This is a genomic window from Ruegeria sp. AH7, from assembly GCF_056541325.1.
Map to the genome: position 1 here is coordinate 1 of NZ_JBQFYF010000009.1, position 16,094 is coordinate 16,094.

General features: G+C 57.1%; 15 protein-coding genes and 1 tRNA gene. 9 read left to right on the top strand and 7 right to left on the bottom strand.

The window, feature by feature from the left end; genetic code table 11:
* Nucleotides 1-273: 273 nt before the first annotated feature.
* Together msrQ and msrP are read right to left on the bottom strand one after the other, a co-directional pair.
* Nucleotides 274-888 (bottom strand): protein-methionine-sulfoxide reductase heme-binding subunit MsrQ, encoded by a 615-nt coding sequence (gene msrQ / locus ACR0JX_RS17965; RefSeq protein WP_480545146.1) that lies wholly within the window; start codon nt 886-888, stop codon nt 274-276.
* Nucleotides 889-892: 4 nt separating this feature from the next.
* The gene (gene msrP / locus ACR0JX_RS17970) at nt 893-1,795 is read right to left on the bottom strand and encodes a protein-methionine-sulfoxide reductase catalytic subunit MsrP (protein ID WP_480545147.1); all 903 of its coding nucleotides are present in this window, start codon (nt 1,793-1,795) and stop codon (nt 893-895) included.
* Between the two features lie 221 nt (nt 1,796-2,016).
* Between msrP and ACR0JX_RS17975 the strand changes: the two genes are divergently transcribed.
* Both ACR0JX_RS17975 and ACR0JX_RS17980 read left to right on the top strand, forming a co-directional pair.
* A complete protein-coding gene (locus tag ACR0JX_RS17975) occupies nt 2,017-2,832 on the top strand; it encodes a cyclase family protein (protein WP_480545148.1) in 816 nt (271 codons plus the stop codon).
* A gap of 154 nt (nt 2,833-2,986) precedes the next feature.
* Nucleotides 2,987-3,586: an NAD(P)H-dependent oxidoreductase gene (locus ACR0JX_RS17980; protein ID WP_480545149.1), complete on the top strand. Its 600-nt coding sequence runs from the start codon at nt 2,987-2,989 to the stop codon at nt 3,584-3,586.
* A gap of 119 nt (nt 3,587-3,705) precedes the next feature.
* Here ACR0JX_RS17980 and clpB read toward each other — a convergent pair whose 3' ends face one another.
* Both clpB and ACR0JX_RS17990 read right to left on the bottom strand, forming a co-directional pair.
* On the bottom strand, nt 3,706-6,324 hold the full coding sequence (gene clpB, locus ACR0JX_RS17985; protein ID WP_480545150.1) for an ATP-dependent chaperone ClpB: 2,619 nt from the start codon (nt 6,322-6,324) through the stop codon (nt 3,706-3,708).
* A gap of 123 nt (nt 6,325-6,447) precedes the next feature.
* On the bottom strand, nt 6,448-6,765 hold the full coding sequence (locus ACR0JX_RS17990) for a hypothetical protein (RefSeq protein ID WP_480545151.1): 318 nt from the start codon (nt 6,763-6,765) through the stop codon (nt 6,448-6,450).
* 143 nt (nt 6,766-6,908) lie between these two features.
* Between ACR0JX_RS17990 and pyrF the strand changes: the two genes are divergently transcribed.
* Both pyrF and ACR0JX_RS18000 read left to right on the top strand, forming a co-directional pair.
* On the top strand, nt 6,909-7,613 hold the full coding sequence (gene pyrF / locus ACR0JX_RS17995; RefSeq protein ID WP_480545152.1) for an orotidine-5'-phosphate decarboxylase: 705 nt from the start codon (nt 6,909-6,911) through the stop codon (nt 7,611-7,613).
* A gap of 350 nt (nt 7,614-7,963) precedes the next feature.
* Nucleotides 7,964-9,217 (top strand): DNA polymerase IV, encoded by a 1,254-nt coding sequence (locus ACR0JX_RS18000; RefSeq protein WP_480545153.1) that lies wholly within the window; start codon nt 7,964-7,966, stop codon nt 9,215-9,217.
* A gap of 3 nt (nt 9,218-9,220) precedes the next feature.
* Here ACR0JX_RS18000 and ACR0JX_RS18005 read toward each other — a convergent pair whose 3' ends face one another.
* Nucleotides 9,221-10,075, bottom strand: a complete 855-nt coding sequence (locus ACR0JX_RS18005; protein ID WP_480545154.1) for an N-formylglutamate amidohydrolase — start codon at nt 10,073-10,075, stop codon at nt 9,221-9,223.
* A 149-nt stretch (nt 10,076-10,224) separates the two neighbouring features.
* On the opposite strand from ACR0JX_RS18005, the gene ACR0JX_RS18010 reads away from it, so the two are divergent.
* Together ACR0JX_RS18010 and ykgO are read left to right on the top strand one after the other, a co-directional pair.
* Nucleotides 10,225-10,299 (top strand) — tRNA-Val (locus ACR0JX_RS18010).
* An 88-nt stretch (nt 10,300-10,387) separates the two neighbouring features.
* A complete protein-coding gene (gene ykgO, locus ACR0JX_RS18015; protein ID WP_008755722.1) occupies nt 10,388-10,513 on the top strand; it encodes a type B 50S ribosomal protein L36 in 126 nt (41 codons plus the stop codon).
* 79 nt (nt 10,514-10,592) lie between these two features.
* On the opposite strand, the gene ACR0JX_RS18020 is transcribed toward ykgO, so the two are convergent.
* A complete protein-coding gene (locus tag ACR0JX_RS18020) occupies nt 10,593-11,087 on the bottom strand; it encodes a GNAT family N-acetyltransferase (protein WP_480545155.1) in 495 nt (164 codons plus the stop codon).
* Nucleotides 11,088-11,311: 224 nt separating this feature from the next.
* Between ACR0JX_RS18020 and ACR0JX_RS18025 the strand changes: the two genes are divergently transcribed.
* The 3 genes from ACR0JX_RS18025 to ACR0JX_RS18035 all read left to right on the top strand — a co-directional run bounded on the left by ACR0JX_RS18025 (nt 11,312) and on the right by ACR0JX_RS18035 (nt 13,580).
* Nucleotides 11,312-12,328 carry a Fe(3+) ABC transporter substrate-binding protein gene (locus ACR0JX_RS18025; RefSeq protein WP_480545156.1) on the top strand — a complete coding sequence of 339 codons (1,017 nt, stop codon included), beginning with the start codon at nt 11,312-11,314 and terminating at the stop codon, nt 12,326-12,328.
* Nucleotides 12,329-12,447: 119 nt separating this feature from the next.
* Nucleotides 12,448-13,002 carry a helix-turn-helix domain-containing protein gene (locus ACR0JX_RS18030; protein ID WP_480545157.1) on the top strand — a complete coding sequence of 185 codons (555 nt, stop codon included), beginning with the start codon at nt 12,448-12,450 and terminating at the stop codon, nt 13,000-13,002.
* Nucleotides 12,999-13,580: an N-acetyltransferase family protein gene (locus ACR0JX_RS18035; RefSeq protein WP_480545158.1), complete on the top strand. Its 582-nt coding sequence runs from the start codon at nt 12,999-13,001 to the stop codon at nt 13,578-13,580. Before ACR0JX_RS18030 ends, ACR0JX_RS18035 begins: the two co-directional genes overlap by 4 nt.
* Here the strand turns inward: ACR0JX_RS18035 and gyrB are convergent.
* Entirely contained in the window at nt 13,577-15,994 is a 2,418-nt protein-coding gene (gene gyrB / locus ACR0JX_RS18040) for a DNA topoisomerase (ATP-hydrolyzing) subunit B (RefSeq protein WP_480545159.1), read from the bottom strand. The genes ACR0JX_RS18035 and gyrB overlap by 4 nt on opposite strands.
* Between the last annotated feature and the right edge of the window lie 100 nt (nt 15,995-16,094).

The following is a 16,094-nucleotide window of genomic DNA, read 5'->3' on the forward strand; positions in this document are numbered from 1 at the left end:
CAACCGTCTCTCCGGCCCGTCTCCGCCATCTCTAGCGTCCCAACAACAACCTCAGCTGCGCCGGTGAAGGGGGTTCTAAGGTCTAGCGATCAGGGCCGCAAGCAGAAAATTCAGAAATCCATTAAAAAACTGAAGTGACAAATTTTATTAAATAAATTCAATTACTTAATGAAATTCTAACCTAAGCTAAAGGCACAATACTCTGTGTCTTCCAACCAGGATCAACACCAAACACGCGTTATGCACGAGGTTACCCACAGACTCAGGTTAAACTCAGGCGGAATCGGCTTGCCGTGTACGAGACAGCAGCCCTGACATCGGCAATCGCAAAACCAAAAGGCCGACAATCACCAGAAGGTAGAGCAGCGGCTCGAGCTGAAAGCCCTTTGCAAGCATGACATAATGCACTCCGCCTAACAGGACTGCCGGATAGACCAACTTGTGCAGCTTACGCCAGCGCTGACCCAAACGGCGCACAGACCAGTTGTTTGACGTCATGACCAAGGGCAGCAGCAGAAGAAACCCCGCCATGCCGACCGTAATATAGGGGCGCTTGATGATGTCGGCCCATATCTGGCTGGGCAGTTGAACGTCCAAAACCAACCAGACCAGCAAATGAAGCGTGACATAAGCAAAGGCCAAAACCCCGATCGCCCGGCGGAACTTGATCAAGTTCAGACCAAAGTGTTGACGCAATGGCGTAACGGCCAGACCGAGGATCAGAAGTTGAAGGGCGAGTTCGCCCAACTCATGTTCCAGCGCCTTGATCGGCTCGACCCCCAATCCGCCAGTCAGGGCCAGATACAGAAACCAAGGGGCAGGAAGCGCCCCAAGCACATAAATCGTCCAGACGGGGATCTTGCGTAGTATCTGATTTATTGCCTGCATCTGATCAGTAGAATTCTTTCAGGTCCATACCTTCATACAAACCAGCCACCTCATCCTCATATCCGTTGAACATGAGCGTCGGGATGCGTTTGGAAAACAGACCACCGCCAATCTGACGTTCCGAACCCTGCGACCAGCGCGGGTGATCCACATTCGGATTCACGTTACTATAAAACCCATATTCACGTGGCGCAGACATGTTCCAGCTGGTGGGCGGCTCATCTTCGGTGAGGGTGATTTTTACAATCGACTTGATGGATTTGAACCCGTACTTCCACGGCACGACCAGTCGCAAAGGCGCGCCGTTCTGGTTTGGAATCGGCCGGTCATAGATGCCAGTCGCCATGATCGTCAGCGGATGCATCGCCTCGTCCAGACGCAAACCTTCTCTGTAGGGCCAGTCCAGGATCGGGAATTGAGTACCGGGCATTTCATCGGGGCGATAGGCGGTTTCGAACGCCACGTATTTTGCGCCCTCCTGCACACCTGCCATGTTCAAAAGGTCCGCCAATTCGAAACCATTCCAGGGGATAACCATTGACCAAGCCTCGACACAGCGGAATCGATAGATGCGTTCTTCGATCGTCATCTCGGACAGAATGTCCTGAAACCCGTATTCGCCAGGACGGTCGACCAGACCGTCAATCTGAATGCTCCAGGGTTCGGTCACCAGCATATGCGCGTATTTGGCCGGGTCGTCCTTGCGGGTCCCGAATTCGTAGAAATTATTGTAGCTGGTGATCTCTTCCCAAGTATTGGGCTCAAGGGCTTCTTGCGCCGCTGCGGGCCGCGCCATTGAAGCCAGCCCGACACCTGCCAACCCGGCCATCAGTTGCCGCCGGTTCAGAAATGCCGCCCGAGGGGTGACATCGGCATGTGTCAAAGTGTTGGTCCAGCGATGCGCCATTTGGGTCTCCGTCCTGTATCAGCGTCATGTGTGACGTAGTGCCCTGATAGCACAGCGCCAAGGAAACAAGCGTCACGATTGAGCGAAGTCGCTGTAACTTTCGCCCCTGCCCGACACTCCATCGCATAAGATTCAGGTTAGTTGGTCACATTTGAGTATAGTAAGCGAGTCGCAGTCCGATCTGCGATGAATGACTGAGAATGCTGACTGGGAGACTTCATATGTGTGACATCTGCGTAATGAATGCCGTCAAAGACAAAATGCTGTCGCGACGAAACTTCTTCAAAGCCGCGGCAGCCACAGGCGTGGCCGCAGCTGCAACCGGACTAAGCGCGCCGGCAGCTTTGGCTGCAGGTCATGGCGGGGTTGAGGATATGACCCATACGCTCAGCCCCGATTTCCCAACTTGGGGCGGGGAGCCCGGCATCTCGGCTGAGCAGGCGTTTAACTTCGCCGACCATGGGTTTAACCTATTCAACCTGTCGATCAACGAGCATACCGGGACACATATAGATGCGCCGCTGCATTTCTCGGCGGATGGCACATCAGTCGACGAAATTCCGGTAAGCGATCTGGTTGCGCCCTTGTGCGTGGTGGATATCGCCGCACGCGCTGCCGAGGATGCCGACACCCGCGTTACACCAGACGACCTAAAGGCCTGGATCGCCGCGAACGGAGACATTCCGGATGGTGCCTGCGTCGCCATGCATTCTGGCTGGGGCAGCAAAACCGCAACGGATGAGTTTCGGAACTTCGATGGCGAGGCACAGCACTATCCCGGCTTCCATGTTGAGGCTGCACAAATGCTGATGGAAGACACCGGCGCGCGGTCAATTGCGGTGGATACACTGTCGTTGGACCATGGCATGTCCGCCGATTTCGCCACTCACTACGCATGGCTGCCTTCGGGCCGGTTCGGGATCGAATGCTTGGCCAACCTTGATCGCGTCCCCGCTGCAGGCGCCACGCTTGTTATCGGCGCGCCTAAACACAAAGGCGGCACGGGAGGGCCCGCGCGGATATTTGCGCTGGTTTGAAGGCGACAATCAAAAATGCCACATCAAAGGCTCGCCTTGTCGGAGAGCCTTTGTTGCGTTGACCCACTCAGCTGCCAGTTTTGTGCTTGACCTAAAGGTATCTTGAGCAATCACAGTGCCTTTGGAAGACCAATTTCAACAGAAAGTCTCGTTCATGCACGTGCTGACCGTCGTCGATCATCCAGACCCCAACTCATTTACCGCCGCCGCAGCACAGATGTTCATGGATGGAGCCAATGCAGCCGGTCACACAACTGAATTTGCTGACCTGCATGCCGAGGGCTTCGATCCGCGTTGGTCTATGGCGGACATAGAGGGGGACAAAGCATCGGCGCCACTCGCCGATATTAGATCCGAGCAAGCGCGAATCTCGCGCGCGGATGCCATCTGCCTCGCGTTTCCACTTTTTTGGTGGGGGATGCCGTCGATGATGAAGGGTTGGGTTGATCGCGTCTGGTCTTGGGGTTGGGCCTATGATCAACTGGATGATCGCGAAAAGTCGTTACAACGGCCCAGATCAGGGGTCTTGCTGATACCTGCTGGGGCAAGGTCCGACGAAATGGAAGACGCCGGGTATCTGAACGCGATAGAGACACTCTGGACACAAGGCACCTTCGGGTATTTCGGGTTTTCGCCCCGTAAGCTGGAAATGCTCTATGGATCAACAGGATCGAAACAGCGTCGCGAAGCACTTTTGGAACAAAGCTACCGCGCTGGACAGACGTTGCCGGCACCTCGGCAGACCATGTCTTGATGGGTTCACAACGATACCTCACACCCCAGTCGAGCGCTAAAGGTCAGGCATTCAAAAGCGTTGGTAGAAATGAAAAAGACCCGCTCACGCAGCGGGTCTTTCTGTTGATTTAGGTTTGATCAATGCACCACTGCATCATCCGGTCTGGGCCGTTCGGATGTGCCCAGCCGATCACCAATGATCAAACCATCGGCTCCGGCTGAGACCGGGACGGTTTCGCCATCCTTGATCTCACCTGCCAGCAACGCTTCGGCCAACGGGTTCTGCAGGGCGCGTTGAATCACACGCTTCAAGGGACGCGCGCCAAAGACTGGGTCATAGCCTTCGTTCGCCAGCCATTCTTTGGCCCCATCATCCAGCGCCAGCTCGATCTTCCGTGCCGCCAGACGTTTTTGCAGACGCGCCATCTGGATATCGACGATGCCATCCATATCACCCCGCTTGAGCCGGTCGAAGATGATGGTCTCGTCCAGACGGTTCAGGAACTCGGGCCGGAAATGCGCCCGGACCGCGTCCATCACATCGCGTCGCGCCTGTGCGCTGTCGGCCCCTTCGGGCAGTTGGCTCAGCGCCTGAGAGCCAAGGTTCGAGGTCAGGATGATCAGCGTCTGCTTGAAGTCCACGGTGCGGCCCTGACCATCGGTCAGCACGCCATCGTCCAGCACTTGCAACAGCACGTTGAACACGTCCGGGTGCGCCTTTTCAACCTCATCAAACAGCACAACCTGATAGGGCCTGCGCCGCACGGCCTCGGTCAGCACACCGCCTTCGTCATAGCCGACATAGCCCGGAGGGGCACCGATCAGACGGGCGACGGCGTGTTTCTCCATGAACTCGGACATGTCGATGCGCACCATCGCGTTGTCGTCGTCGAACAGGAAGTTCGCCACGGCCTTGGTCAGTTCGGTTTTCCCCACACCCGTCGGGCCGAGGAACAGGAACGAGCCCAACGGGCGGTTCTCGTCATTCAGGCCCGCACGCGCACGGCGCACGGCGTTGGACACGGCGGTCACGGCGGCATCCTGACCAATCACGCGGGAATGCAGATCGTCTTCCATCCGCAGTAGTTTCTCGCGCTCGCCTTCCAGCATTTTCGAGGTCGGGATACCCGTCCAGCGTTCGACAACGCTGGCGATCTGTTCCGGACGCACCGTTTCCTCGGCCATCATGGCGTTGCTTTCGGCGTTTTCGGCCTCGGTCAGCTTTTTCTCAAGCTCGGGGATGACGCCATAGGACAGCTCACCCGCTTTGGCGAGGTTGCCTTCACGCTTGGCGATTTCCAGATCAGCCCGAGCCTTGTCGAGCTGTTCCTTCAGATCGCGCGCGCCTGCCAGCTTGTCACGCTCGGCCTGCCATTGAGCCGTCATCTCTGCGGATTGTTCCTGCAGATCGGCCAGATCCTTTTGCAAGGTTTCCAGACGATCTTTTGATGCCGCATCGTCCTCAAGCTTCAACGCCTCTTCCTCGATCTGCATCTGCAGAATCTGGCGATCCAACTGATCGAGTTCCTCGGGCTTGGAATCCACCTCCATCCGCAACCGTGACGCCGCCTCATCAACCAGATCGATGGCTTTGTCGGGCAGGAACCGGTCGGTGATATAGCGATGCGACAAGGTTGCCGCCGACACCAGCGCCGAGTCCGAGATACGCACGCCGTGGTGCAACTCGTACTTTTCTTTGATGCCGCGCAGAATGCTGATCGTATCCTCGACAGTTGGTTCAGCCACGACAACGGGCTGGAACCGGCGCGCAAGGGCTGCGTCTTTTTCGACGTATTTGCGATACTCATCCAGCGTGGTTGCGCCAATACAATGCAACTCACCCCGAGCCAGCGCAGGCTTGATCAGGTTGGCGGCATCCATCGCGCCGTCGGATTTACCGGCTCCAACCAGAGTGTGCATCTCGTCGATGAACAGGATGATTTCACCCGCGGCCTCGGTCACTTCGGTCAGAACAGCCTTGAGGCGTTCCTCGAATTCACCACGGTATTTTGCACCAGCGATCAGCGCACCCATGTCGAGCGCCAGCAGTTTCTTGTCCTTCAGCGATTCCGGCACATCGCCGTTGACGATGCGCAGGGCCATGCCCTCGGCAATCGCGGTTTTACCAACGCCGGGTTCCCCGATCAGAACCGGGTTGTTCTTGGTACGGCGCGACAGAACCTGCATTGAGCGGCGGATTTCTTCATCCCGACCGATGATCGGATCGATCTTGCCTTCGGCCGCAGCCTCGGTCAGATCGCGCGCGTATTTCTTCAGCGCGTCATAGCCCTCTTCCGCCGAGGCACTGTCCGCGGTGCGGCCTTTGCGGATATCATTGATGGCTTCGTTCAATTTCTGCGCAGATACTGCCCCGGCCTCCAAAGCGTCCTTGGCTTTGGATTTGACCATGCAGAGCGCCATCAGCACCCGTTCCACGGGCACAAAGCTATCGCCCGCCTTGGTGGCGATCTTGGTGGCCTCGTCCAGAACCTTGGCGGTCTGGCCGTCCATGTAAATCTGACTCGCGTCACCGCTGACTTTAGGGATTTTTCCCATCGCAGCGTCTAGTGCCTCCACCACGCGGTTGGGCGCGCCGCCCGCACGTGTGATCAGGTTGCTCGCCAGCCCCTGATCGTCATCCATCAATGCCTTTAATATGTGTGTGGGTTCCAGCCTCTGGTGCCCTTCGCGCAATGCAATAGTTTGCGCCGCTTGCACGAATCCACGTGCCCGCTCGGTGAACTTGTTCAAGTCCATAGCATTCTCCTTCTAAAAGCGCCCCGGTATGATGCGCCCGCTTGGCGGCACGCGTCGATCTGGGCCTCACATTCAATCTGGGAGATATCTTTGCAGGTTCAAGAGGCTGAACCGCAGAAATCGCTACTCTCGCTGGATTGTATAAACAGTATACCCGCCGGTTTCTGCCACCTGAACAGCCCCGGTTTCATCCACCAACGATTGCGCCGCTGCGCTGCCGGTTGGGCAGGACACAAGATCCGCCGTGTGATCAAGAAAATCGATGGTAAACGCGGTCTCTCCGGTCAACTGGCACCAGTCATCTTCTGACCGATATCCACCCACCAGGCGAAGGTCGTCCGTTGTGGGTGCAGGGGCCGCCCCGACCTCTGGCGCATCAGGCGGGGTTTCATCACATGCCACCAGCGCAACAAGCACACTCAGCAAAACCAGTTTCTTCATATTCTGTCCCTTACATTGAATTCGCGTGTTCTATGCCAGACAGGTTAGCACAGAATGAAACCCGGCGCGCCCGGTATCGCAGATGGACAGCCGCGTCCGAAACCGTTAGGACGCAGACGTTTGCCAAAAAGGAGCGCCCCACTATGTCCGATGACCGCCTGATCGTAGCCCTTGATGTTCCGAACGCCCTGCAAGGGCTCGCCATGGCCGAAAGGCTGGGCGACAGCGTGTCTTTTTACAAGATCGGATTGGGGATGCTGACCGGTGGCGGGCTGGCTTTGGCCAATGAGCTGAAACAGGACCACGGCAAGCGCATCTTTCTGGACATGAAGCTGTTCGACATCGGCAACACGGTCGAAAACGCCGTGCGGGGGCTGGCGCAATTTGATCTGGATTTCTTGACTGTTCACGGCGACCCGCATGTGGTGCGCGCAGCAAAGGAAGGGGCCTCGGGCAAGGACATGAAGATTTTGGCGGTAACCATCCTAACCTCGCTGAACCGCGCTGATCTGGATGCTAGCCTGCTGAAAGCGGGCGACGTGCAGGACCTGGTCGTCGAACGTGCGGTCAGGGCATTGGAGGCCGGGGCGGATGGTGTCATCGCCAGCCCGCAAGAGGCCGCCCTGATCCGCGCCTTGCCGCAGGCCGAAGGCCGCCTGATCGTCACTCCCGGCGTGCGACCTGCGGGCGCCGCCTTGGGGGATCAAAAGCGGGTTGCCACACCCGCCAGCGCAATTGGGGATGGGGCCGATCATATCGTTGTCGGGCGCCCGATCTACCAAGCGGACGACCCAAAAGCTGCCGCCCAGGCTGTGCTTAACGAATTAAATTCTTTGACACGCCACTAGGCGCCCCTGGGAATCGAATCCAGTTTGGATCAACAATTCCGTTCATTAACTTGACCTTACGTCAATTTTTGAGCGCTTCGGTCGAACTCACGCTGTTGTCCAAAATACACACAGCTAACGGCAAGTTTTGGGCCCGACGGTTAGAAACTATCTAAATATTGCGATTTCGGTGAGTCTTGGGGGCGTAATACTCCCCAACGAACCGTTTCTTCCTGAGGTTCGTTACCTCCCCCCGCTCACGCGCGGGGGGTCTTCTTTTCGAAAACCGGGCAAGATGTCAGCCCTTTGATCGCCATCAATCGGTGATATAAAGAACACCTGATCCATTCGCGGAGCACCCGAGGACGCGTATGCCCGGTCTTTGCCGAGATTGCCTGACCACAGTTAACAATGAAACGCGTTGCCCCTCTTGCGGCAGCCCGCGTCTCACGTCGCATCCGGAGCTGTTTGACCTGTCCATTGCGCATATGGACTGCGATGCTTTCTATGCCTCGGTCGAAAAGCGCGACAATCCGGAACTTGCGGATAAACCCGTCATCATCGGTGGCGGAAAGCGAGGCGTGGTGTCGACCGCATGTTACGTGGCGCGTATCCGGGGCGTGCGCTCGGCAATGCCGATGTTCAAAGCCCTGCAACTGTGCCCCGACGCGGAGATAATCCGGCCGCGTATGTCGGTTTATGTCGAAGTATCGCGCGAAATTCGCAAGATGATGGACGAATTGACGCCAGTTGTGGAACCTTTGTCTTTGGACGAGGCATTCATGGACCTGTCCGGCACCGAACGCCTGCATGGCGCGCCACCTGCAGTCATGCTGGCTCGACTTGTCAAACGCATGAAGGATGAACTGGGCCTGACAGGCTCCATCGGGCTAAGCCATAACAAGTTTCTGGCCAAGGTCGCCTCGGACCTCGACAAGCCGCGCGGGTTTTCGGTGATCGGGAAAGCCGAGACAGCTGAGTTTCTGAATGACAAACCTGTGCGTCTGATCTGGGGCATCGGGCCAGCGGCGCAGGAATCGCTGGAACGCGCCGGAATTCGCAGCTTCTCCGATCTGCTGCGCTGGGATCAGGAGGCGTTGACGGCCCGGTTTGGTTCGATGGGGTATCGCCTGTGGCATCTGGCGCGGGGTCAGGACAAGCGGCGCGTGTCGGCGCATGAGCCGATGAAATCAATAAGCAACGAAACTACGTTTTTTGAAGATACAGCCAGCATCGATATTCTGGACGGACATATCTGGCGCATGGCGTTGAAAGTGTCCGACCGGGCCAAAGCAAAGGATTTGGCCGGGCGGGTCGTGACACTGAAACTCAAGAAAGCCAACCACAAGATCATAACCCGTCGGGTCTCGCTGCGCGATCCAACCCAGATCGCGGACCGGATTTACCGCACCGCGCGCGGTCTGTTTGATCAGGTCGGGGATGAGGGTCCTTATCGGCTGTTGGGTTGTGGGCTTTCAGATCTGTGCCCAGCAGATCAGGCTGACATTTCAGGCGATTTGCTGGACCCCGATGCCACACGCCGGTCGCAGGCCGAGCGCGCAACGGACAAAATTCGTGAACGCTTTGGCACCGACGCCATCGTCAAGGGCCGCGCCCTGCGCTGAGGTCTATTCGGCCGCCAGCCGCTGAGGCCGTGCGCCGACACTGGTAATCTCGGCAATGACCTGACGCAGTAGTTTGCTGAAAGCCATAAAGTTTGCGTTGGGGGCGATCTTATCCTCGTCCATATAAAGAGCGCGATCAATCTCGATCTGGATGGCATGCTGCTGGCGACCAGGCCGACCATAAGTCTGAGTAACATAAGCACCAGCAAAGGGCGCGTTACGCGCTACGTTCAGACCCGCTGCGGCAAAGGCGGCTTCAATCTGATCGACGATCTGGCCGGAAGCAGACGCGCCAAATCGATCGCCCAGAACAATCTCGGGGCGGTTCTCATGCGCTGCCCCGGCGATGGCCTCATGCGGCATCGAATGGCAATCGATCAGGATGGCCTGCCCGAACATTTCATGCGACTCGGCCAGAAGTGATTTCAGCCGCGCGTGATAAGGCCGCCAATAGGTATCGATCCGCAATCGCGCCTCATCCATGGTCAGCTTGCCCCGATAAATGGCCCGACCATTGGCCACGACGCGGGGAATCACCCCCAGTCCGGACGCGACGCGCGGATTGTGCCCCTGGCGGCGCGCGCCACTGATCAAGGCGGGATCAAGCTCCTCTGCGCTGCGATTCAAATCCAGATAGGCGCGAGGCATAGCGGCCCGGATCAACGGCGCGCCAAATTCGGAGGCCGGTGTAAACAGTTGATCTACAAAGGCATCCTCAGAAGATCTGATCGCCCTTGGGCTTAGAACCGAACGGTCCAACAGCGCCAGTGGATAGTCCCGCCCGCTATGAGGCGACGAAAACACCACACTCGAACTGCGGTTCTCGGGCATGTCCAGTATAAAGGCTGCGTTCGCCATAGCCCCTCCATTGCTGTTGCTCAACATAGACCGGAAATTTGTTCTACCAAACCCCTTGAACCCCTGAACGACTCCTTTTATAGACCCCGCTACCGGCGCGGTGATCCGCGCCCCATTTCGTTATGGGGTAGGCATCGTGACGGGAACGTGGGCGGTTAGCTCAGCGGTAGAGCACTTCGTTGACATCGAAGGGGTCACAAGTTCGATCCTTGTACCGCCCACCATCGTTTCACTGTTCCGGTTTCCGGGACCCCGACTAACCCAGGCGCTGGCCACGTCTTTGATGAAGGCGCCGCAGATTGGAGACAGACCATGAAGGTCAAGAACTCGCTCCGCTCGCTCAAAAACCGGCACCGCGATTGCCGGATTGTGCGTCGCAAAGGCCGCGTCTACGTGATCAACAAGACGCAGCGCAAGTTCAAAGCACGCCAGGGCTAAGAACTGCACTTATAGATTTCGAAGAAACCGCGCCGTTGAGCGCGGTTTCTTTGTTTTGAAACGCCACCTGCTGCCTGAACTATTCATCCAATCCGGCCGTCATCTGTTTCTCAAAGCGCCACACTTCCATTGGGAACGCGCCTTCCGAGGTGTCGAGATTCACAACCCGCTGCCCAGCTTTGACCCAACCTGTCTTCTCATAGAACCGGTTTGCGCGTTCGTTGCCCATTGCGCAGGCCAGCCAAGCCATTTCGTGACCGGCAGCCTTGATCCAGCTTTCGGCGTCTCTAATTAGCGCTTGAGCGACACCTGATCCCCGCGCCTGTTGCGACACGTACATCTGATATAGCTCGTCCTCTTTTATCATGCAGAATCCAAGCAGTTTGGAACCGTTGACAGCAATCCGGGTATCCAGAAGGTTCTCCATCGTGCGCTCCAAAAAACTATCTTTAGTACGCAGTGCACGAAGGCGGGAAGGCACGATATCAGCATGCGCGTCATGCCAGCCGGTTTCCCAGATCCTTGCGATCTGCCCAACCCATTCTTTGGTGGCGTTCTCCAGACGGTAGGTCATTTCTGAAATCTACACCCGAGGCACTGCATCAGCAAACAGCGCACTGAGGTCTGTGTCCATCTCCTGAGAATCCCCGACAGGTAAACCAATGATCTGATGGGTCGAACCCGCGACCATGTGACCAACTATTTTAGTCGGATTTTCTTGCATCTTACCCGGAATCGTTTAATTGACAATTTCAGTCGGATTATGATCCGCCAAAAATTTCAATGTTGGGAGACACTATGCTGAAATCCTCGACCTGTATCGCCGCAGCCATGACAGCGCTGATTGCCACCTCCGCCGCTGCAGACGGTGAACTGAACCTCTATTCGTCGCGCCACTACGATACCGATGAACGCCTCTATTCAGACTTCGAAGAAGCGACAGGCATCAAGATCAACCGCATCGAAGGCAAAGCCGACGAACTGATCGCGCGTATGGAAGCCGAAGGTGCAAACTCGCCCGCCGACATCCTGCTGACCGTTGACACATCGCGCCTGGAACGCGCCAAGAATGCGGGTGTTCTGCAATCGATTGACAGCGCAGTTCTGGAAGAGCGTATCCCGTCGAACCTTCAAGACAGCGACAACCAGTGGTTTGGCTTCTCGCAGCGTGCGCGCATCCTGTTCTATGATAAGAATGACGTCAGCGAACCGCCGCAAACCTATGCCGATCTGGCCGATCCGAAATACAAGGGTCAGGTCTGCATCCGTTCCGGCACCAACGTGTACAGCCAGACCATTCTGGCCGCGATCATCGAACACGCTGGTGCTGATGCCGCGAAAGACTGGGCCGAAGGCGTTGTTGCGAACTTCGCACGCGATCCCCAAGGCGGGGACACCGACCAGCTGCGCGGGATCGTTTCAGGTGAGTGTGACATCGCGATGTCCAACACTTACTATTTCGCCCGCGCCATTCGCAAAGACGTGGATGGTGTATCGGCCGAACGTGACATGATCGGCTGGGTCTTCCCAGATCAGAATGGCAATGGCGCGCACATGAACCTTTCCGGTGGCGGTGTTGCGGCAAACGCTCCGAACAAGGAAAACGCCATCATGTTCCTTGAGTATCTGGCAAGCGATCAGGCGCAGCAGTATTTCTCAGCCGGGAACGACGAATATCCGGCAGTTGAAGGCGTTGCCATCTCGGCTTCGGTTTCAGAACTGGGTGGCTTCAAGGGCGACGGCGTTGACTTGTCTGCCGTTGCGAAGAACGTACCAGAAGCACAGAAGATCTTTAACGAAGTTGGTTGGAAGTAAACCAACTGATCTCTAGTAGATTGCAATGGGCGCAGATTTTTCTGCGCCCTTTTTCGTTGCTATATCTATATATATCTGCAACTATTCTCATTATCGAGAATATTTCTACTATATGGACAATGCTGGATTCCCTCTCAAACCGCCTGGCAACCCGACTAAGTGAGCTACGCCAAGGCCGTGGCTGGTCACTGGATCAACTGGCCCGACACAGCGGCATCAGCCGGGCAACCCTATCGCGCATGGAAAAGGGTGACGTCAGCCCAACGGCTGAAAACCTAGGCCGTTTATGCAACGCCTACGGCCTGCCCATGTCGCGCTTGCTGATGATGGTCGAAGACAGTTTCGACCCCAAGGTTCCACTTGAAAGGCAAACAGAGTGGAGCGATCCGGAAACCGGCTATACGCGCCGATCCGTCTCACCGCCGTCCACCGGGCTGAGTGGCGAAGTGCTGGAGTGCCACCTGCCACGCGACACCGTGATCCGATATGAAGCCCCGCCAAAACCGGGGCAAGAACATCATCTGATTGTACTGGACGGAGTGATGACACTCACGGTGGATGGCATCATGCACGAGCTGAGCGGCGGGGATTGCCTGCGCTATCATCTGTCTGGCCCGACGCGATTTGAAACCACGGCAGCGCGCGGCGCGCGCTATATTCTGGTACTGATATGATCACACGACTCTCGGACGATTATTTCGATGACGCAGTCGATGACCTTTCCGATATTCTGCACGCGTGTGTCTATACCGGAGCGAGCATCGGATTCGTTCTACCCTTCTCGATGGAAGACGCGCGCAGCTATTGGCACAATCGAGTGCGGCCGGACCTACACGCGCTGGACCTGTTTGTAGCTTACGATGCTGGCCGCATTTTGGGTACGGTCCAACTGATCCCCGCCAACATGCCAAATCAGCCGCATCGTGCCGATGTTGCCAAGCTTCTGGTTCACCCGAACGCAAGGCGGCGCGGTTTGGCGCGGGTGCTCATGGGCGCGCTTATGGACCGATCGCGCGAACTTGGCCGTACCCTCTTGGTTCTGGACACGCGCAGCACTGACCCATCGAAACTGCTCTACCAGAGCATAGGTTTTCAGATCGCCGGAGAAATCCCAAACTATTGCCGCAACCCGTTTGAGCCCACGCTGGAGCCCACCACCTATATGTACAAAGACCTGAGGCAGCGCGCCGCGTCAGATTCAATCAACACAGGCCAAGGGGCAGAAACCGATCCTGCCCACACGACGCCTTAGAAATCCAGGTTTTCCACACTCAAAGCGTTCTGTTGGATGAACTCGCGGCGGGGCTCGACCACGTCGCCCATCAGCTTAGTAAACAGATCATCCGCTTCGACCATGTCATCCACGCGCACCTGCAACAGCGTCCGGGCGTCCGGGTCCAGCGTGGTTTCCCACAGCTGATCCGGGTTCATCTCTCCCAGACCCTTATAGCGTTGCAGCGATAGACCCTTTTCGCCCTCTTCCAGAATGGCCCGCAAGAGGTCCAGCGGGCCATGGATGTCCTGACTGCGATCACGGCGGACCAACGTGGCAGGGGTGTTATAAATCTCCTGCAGACTTTGCGTGAAGCTGCCGGTTTTACGCGCCTCACCCGAGCGCAGCATCGGGCCGTCTAGTGTGCGCACCTCTTCGACACCACGCAAGATACGGGCCAGGCGGATGCCGTGATCCTGCGTAATCCGGCCCTGCCAGCCACGTTCATATTCCAGCGCGATCAGGTCAAGGCGGGCGGCAACCTTGTCGGCCACGCCTTGCAAGTCGGCATCGACAGCACCGGGCACAAAGGCACCGGCCACGGCGGCCTGTTCCAGAATGTGGCGCGGGTAGTGGGTTGGGAAGGCGTCCAGCACGCGTTTCAACTGGCGCGCTTCGTCGACGACGCGGGTCAGGTCCTGAGCGACGATTTCCTCGCCCGAGCCCAGCTTCAGAACAGCACCCTCGACCCCCTGATTGATCAGATAGTCGTCCAGCGCGGCTTGGTCCTTCAGGTAAACTTCTGATTTACCACGTGAAACCTTATAGAGCGGAGGCTGTGCGATGTAGAGGTATCCACCTTCAATCAATTCCGGCATCTGACGGTAGAAGAAGGTCAACAGCAGTGTACGGATGTGTGCGCCATCGACATCCGCATCGGTCATGATGACGATCTTGTGGTAGCGCAGCTTTTCGATGTTGAACTCATCGCGGCCAATGCCGGTGCCCAGCGCCATCACGAGGTTTCCGATTTCCTGAGACGACAGCATCCGGTCAAACCGAGCGCGTTCGACGTTCAGGATTTTCCCGCGCAGGGGCAGAACGGCCTGAGTCAGACGGTCGCGACCGGTCTGCGCAGAACCACCCGCCGAGTCACCCTCGACGAGGAAGACTTCGGTCTTGGACGGGTCTTTCTCGGAACAGTCTTTCAGCTTCCCGGCCAGATAGTTCACATCCATCGCCGTCTTACGACGGGTCAACTCGCGCGCCTTTCGGGCCGCTTCACGGGCCAATGCGGCCTCGATGATCTTGCCAACGATTCCTTTGGCTTCATTGGGGTTTTCTTCGAACCACTCGGCCAGCTTTTCGTTCATCAGGCCTTCGACTGCAGGGCGGACTTCGGACGACACCAGCTTGTCTTTGGTTTGCGATGAGAACTTGGGATCCGGCACTTTCACCGACAGCACGCAGGTCAGACCCTCGCGCGCGTCGTCGCCGGTAAAGCTGACCTTTTCCTTCTTCGCGATCCCGCTTGACTGGGCATAGTTGTTGATCGTCCTGGTCAGAGCGCCCCGGAAACCCGCCACATGGGTCCCGCCATCCCGCTGCGGGATATTGTTGGTAAAGGGCAGAACCGTCTCGTGGTAGCTGTCATTCCACCACATCGCGATTTCGACGCCAATATCGTCCCGCTCGCCCTTGATATAGATCGGCTCGGGCATCGCCGGGGTCTTCGACCGGTCGAGGTATTTGACGAATTCCTTGACGCCGCCCTCATAGAATAGCTCGGTCTCCAGCCGTTCGGCAGGGCGTTCGTCGATCAGGATGATGCGCACGCCCGAGTTCAGGAAGGCCAACTCACGCAGGCGCTTCTCCAGCGTCTCAAACGAGTATTCGAGGTTCGAGAACGTATCGGTCGAGGCCAGAAAGCGCACCTCGGTCCCGGTGCGGTCACCGCATTCGCCGACGACTTTCAGATGCTCAGCGGTCTCGCCACGCTCAAAACGCGCTACGTGCTCTTTGCCCGCGCGCCAGATGCGCAGCTCCAGCCATTCGGAAAGAGCATTTACAACCGACACACCTACACCGTGCAGACCACCCGACACCTTGTACGAGTTGCTGTCGAACTTACCGCCCGCGTGCAGCTGGGTCATGATGACCTCGGCCGCCGAAACGCCCTCTTCGGGGTGAATATCCACCGGGATGCCACGGCCGTTGTCACTGACCGAGACGCTGGAATCGGCGTGAATTTTCACGGTCACATGGTCGGCATGACCGGCCAGAGCCTCGTCAATTCCGTTATCAACGACCTCGTACACCATATGGTGCAGGCCCGATCCATCATCCGTGTCCCCGATATACATACCGGGACGCTTGCGAACTGCCTCTAAGCCTTTGAGAACTTTGATGGAATCTGCGCCGTATTCTTGGGGTGCCTGTGCGTCTTCGGACATGCCGTTAGTACCTATATTATTTTGGTAACTTATACGTTTTCTGGTGGGGAATGTCACGCGCTCCCCCAAGATTTTGTGGTTGAGATCCGATTTATCTGCG